We start from the raw sequence: 4067 nt of genomic DNA, 5'->3' as shown, positions 1-4067 counted from the left end.
CAGTGAGGCCGTGATGCCCTGTCCGACAATTTTTCTTCCGGAAAAAGTTCCATCGTAAATCGTGGAAGAACCGCAGGATGGACTTTTCGGTTTCTTGACATTGATACAATTTAACCTTTTCTTCGGTTTAAAGTTTTAACGAAACCTGCACAGTGTGCAAAAAAATGCACCCTGTGCAAAATCCCTTAAAGTTCAGTATTTATCAGCATTTCAAGCATTTCAGGAGTAACGTCTTTTTCCGAAAACACCTCGACCCCGTTTTCTATCAGCAGTGAGGCCGTAACTCCACTTCCCGAAATCAACTTCCCGGTAAAGCTTCCATCATAAATATTCTTATCACCACAGGACGGACTGTTTCCTTTGAGTATTGCCGTGGAAATATGATGCGCCTTCACCAGTTCCAATACTTTTTCCGCGCCCAGCCGGAACTGTGCCGTCACATCATCACCAGCTTTATTTACCACGCGGCAGTCTTTCGGATTCGCTCCATGCCTTTGGATTTCCGCTGGCAGGCGCGGCACAGGCAGACCGCCCATCACTTCCGGGCAGACCAGCAACACATCATCCCTGTGTTTCTCTATCCATTGGCACAACAAAGGAACCGCGTTGTTTCCCCCGCTGTATTTTACATTCTCGCCTGCCAGGCAGGCGCTGATAAGAATCATAATACCTTGCTCCAATTAAAACTCACAGATGTTTCTTCTCCATTTTAACACATCAACAGCGATATGTAATAAAAAAATCCTGTCCGGCATTCATAACCAGACAGGATTCTTTGTTTTATCCTTCCACTTCCGTACCATCCCGGAAGGTGATCGTGATTTTTTTCCCCTGATACACCGTAACATGGTCTACCATGCAGCCCCAAAGTGTCTCATCAAAATCCTGAATGATGGCTTCCTGTTTTTTAAGGAGCCTTATAAAAAATTTCAACCTTGAATTCTGAAGTTCCCTTGCCTTTATTTCCTGTTCCACCTTTTCATACCGGCCTCTTGCTTCTTCGTGCTTTTCTACCAGTTCGTTGTAGCGTTTCTGATAATCTGACTGGTTTTGGGCTACGCGGGCATTCTCGTCCACAATTTTTTCTACCATTCTGGCAAGCACTTCCATCTCATCATTAAGCCGCGCTTTTTCTTCGACCAAATCCTTTGTTGCGGTGAGCGTCTTTCGCATCGTTTCAAGATTGGCGATAATTTCTGCTTTTTCATTCAGCATCTTGTTATAGGCGGCCACAAACGCCGCTTTAATTTCATCTTCTGTGACAAACGGGGTCTTGCATTTTTCGCCTTTGTATTTTTTGTTGCACCGATATACGATTTTGCGATATTTGTCGGTGGAGTGCCAAACTTTTGACCCGTACCATCCGCCGCAGTCCCCGCACTTTATTTTATTGCAAAATATGGTCCTGCCACTGTAGTTCAAGCCATCCGCCTTCCGTTTTTCCAGTTCGGCCTGCACCAGATCAAATGCAGCGGGATTGATGATGGCCTCGTGGTTTCCTTCTACATAATATTGGGGGATCTCCCCGTTGTTTCTTTTCTTCTTTTTCTGTAGGAAATCCACCGTGTAATATTTTTGTAAAAGGGCGTCCCCTTTGTATTTTTCATTCATAAGGATGGCACGCACGGTAACCGAACTCCATACGTCCTTGCCCATTGGCGTCTTTATGCCCCGGCGGGTCAGTTCGGTCGCAATCTTATTCTGGCTGAAACCCTGAAGGAAAAGGCGGAAAATCAGCCGCACCGTTTCCGCCTGTTTGGGATTCACTACCAGCTTTCCCGTCTCCTTGTCTTTATCCAGGCCGAGAAAATGGTCATAAACGAAGCTGACCTTGCCATCTGCGAACCGCTTACGATATCCCCAGGTTACGTTTTCCGATATGGAACGGCTCTCTTCCTGGGCAAGACTGGACATGATTGTGATGAGCAGTTCCCCCTTGGAATCCATCGTCCATATGTTTTCTTTCTCAAAATAAATCTCTATCCCCGCCGCCTTCAGCTGGCGTACTGTCGTCAGGCTGTCCACCGTGTTCCGGGCAAACCGGCTCACGCTTTTGGTCACGATCAGGTCAATCTTCCCGGCAAGCGCATCTGCCACCATAGACTTGAATCCCTCACGCTTTTTAGTGTTCGTAGCAGAGATGCCTTCATCCGTGTATATCCCAACAAACTCCCAGTCGCTGCGGCTGTTTATATAATTCGTATAATACTCCACCTGCGCCTCATAGCTGGTCGCCTGCTCTTCATGGTCGGTCGAAACGCGGGCATACCCGGCAACGCGCCTTTTTTGCAAGCCGTTGATCGGCATGGCCGTAAATTTCCTGATTGTGGCGGGAATCTCCGTCACTTTTCTTTGCGTCATTCTTTTTCACCCTCCTTCTGCAGTATCCTTCTTCTTTCCATCCACCAGGCCTTGTACTCTGGCGTCCAATGGTCCTTGCGTCCTGTGTTCGGACACTCCTTCGTGACCACCATCCCGTCTTTCAGATGAAATTCAAGCACATTGCGCTTTGGCACACAGATAAATTCCACCTTGTCCAAAAAGACATCTTCATCAAACTGATCCAGCCCCAACACCACAGCGCAGGTTTGTTTCAGGTTATTTTGGTTCAGCGAGCCGCCAATGCCACAGGGCTTATGCAGATATGAATGGGAACAGCATAGCCAATATTCTGCATGTCCATACCGGGTGGTGTGCTGGTAATACAGGCCACAGGCGGGGCATTTAATCTTGTCTTTAAAACAGCTGGCATACCGAGTCCGGGGTATTTCGCCTTGCTCCTTCCGGCGCCGCATCTCGGCCTGCACAAGGTCGAATGTTTCCTTATCAATAATCGCCGGATGGGTTCCTTCCACATAATATTGGGTAAGTTCACCGCCGTTCTTTTTATGTTTTTTGGTTATGGGGTCGGAAATATATTCTTTCATCAGAAGAAGGTTCCCGGTATAAGTTATGTTGGTAAGGACCATCTTGATATTGGAATCCTGCCACCGTTTCCCGTTTCTTGTCCTGATGCCTTCTGCCGCGAACTCCTTCTCTGTTTGCCGCCGGGATTTCCCGTCAAGAAAGTTTTGGAATATGCGCCGGACGACGGCTGCCTCCTCCGGGACGATGACCAATTCATCGCCTTCCCAACGGTAACCATAAGCCCGGACGCGACCGTTCGGGATTCCTTTTTTCATCCGCTTCCGAATCCCCCACCGCACATTGTCAGAAATGCTCCGGCTTTCCTCCTGTGCGAAGGATGCGAGTATGGTCAGCATCAGTTCACCGTCCCCGGTCATGGTGCTGATATGCTCCTTTTCAAACCGTACCTCCACACCGATATCCCGCAGATGGCGAACCGTGTTCAGCAAATCCACTGTATTTCGGGCGAATCGCTGAATCGATTTAGTAAGTATTATGTCGATTTCCCCGTTATCAGCGGCCTGCACCATGCTTTGGAATCCATCCCGTTTTGCAATACCTGTTCCAGATATCCCGTCATCCACAAATACGCCGGCATATTGCCACCCTGGTGTGTTCTGGATCAACGAGCTGTAGTAACTGATTTGCGCGGAAAGGGAATGGTGCAGCCGTTCCGTTTCCATGGAGATACGGGCATAGGCCGCGACCTTCTTCCTGGTCTGCAAGGCAGGCCGGGACCGTTCAATCCGCATTACTTTCGCCATGTCATCACCTCCTTTTCGCTACCATATATCACTCTTTATTGCGTTGAAGTCAACGCCATAGAAGAAAATAATGTGCCTAAAACCGGTTTATATTTTTCGCTATAAATTGTTTCGAACCGGTGGTATTCCTCTTCTGAAACCACGCCATCGGAGAGCATCTTCCGCACAATGTGCATGGTGGTCTGATACAGCATTTCCTTCCAAAGCTCTTTCCTATCCAACGCTTCTCCCTCCTTTGAATATCGCCGTGACCGGCTGCTTCCTACGCCATTCATCACTCTTTCCGGCAATTTAGTCAACCAACCGCGGAAAATAACGAGCCGAGCACCGGGTGATATTTTTTGAGGAAAATGACTTCCACCTTCCGGTATTCTTCTTCTGAAATCAGTCCCTCCG

6 protein-coding genes are annotated in these 4067 nt (G+C 48.1%); all 6 read right to left on the bottom strand.

The annotated features are described in order from the left end of the window. Positions 1-105, bottom strand: a 105-nt coding sequence (locus B4H10_RS11520) for a DUF523 domain-containing protein (protein ID WP_292018897.1), incomplete at its 3' end; no start/stop codon positions are given. 80 nt (positions 106-185) lie between these two features. Next, the gene (locus B4H10_RS11515; RefSeq protein ID WP_292018896.1) at positions 186-665 is read right to left on the bottom strand and encodes a DUF523 domain-containing protein; all 480 of its coding nucleotides are present in this window, start codon (positions 663-665) and stop codon (positions 186-188) included. A gap of 115 nt (positions 666-780) precedes the next feature. Continuing rightward, positions 781-2361, bottom strand: a complete 1581-nt coding sequence (locus tag B4H10_RS11510) for a recombinase family protein (RefSeq protein ID WP_292018895.1) — start codon at positions 2359-2361, stop codon at positions 781-783. After that, on the bottom strand, positions 2358-3671 hold the full coding sequence (locus tag B4H10_RS11505) for a recombinase family protein (RefSeq protein WP_292018894.1): 1314 nt from the start codon (positions 3669-3671) through the stop codon (positions 2358-2360). The genes B4H10_RS11510 and B4H10_RS11505 overlap by 4 nt, the downstream gene beginning before the upstream one ends. Positions 3672-3706: 35 nt before the next feature. Next, positions 3707-3829 carry an SHOCT domain-containing protein gene (locus B4H10_RS11585; protein ID WP_414674021.1) on the bottom strand — a complete coding sequence of 41 codons (123 nt, stop codon included), beginning with the start codon at positions 3827-3829 and terminating at the stop codon, positions 3707-3709. 137 nt (positions 3830-3966) lie between these two features. Beyond that, entirely contained in the window at positions 3967-4032 is a 66-nt protein-coding gene (locus B4H10_RS11580) for a hypothetical protein (RefSeq protein ID WP_414674020.1), read from the bottom strand. Positions 4033-4067 lie beyond the last annotated feature (35 nt).

This window comes from Megasphaera sp. UBA4382, assembly GCF_002391155.1.
Lineage (GTDB): Bacteria > Bacillota > Negativicutes > Veillonellales > Megasphaeraceae > Megasphaera > Megasphaera hexanoica.
This window is presented reverse-complemented; position numbering and strand designations above follow the sequence as displayed.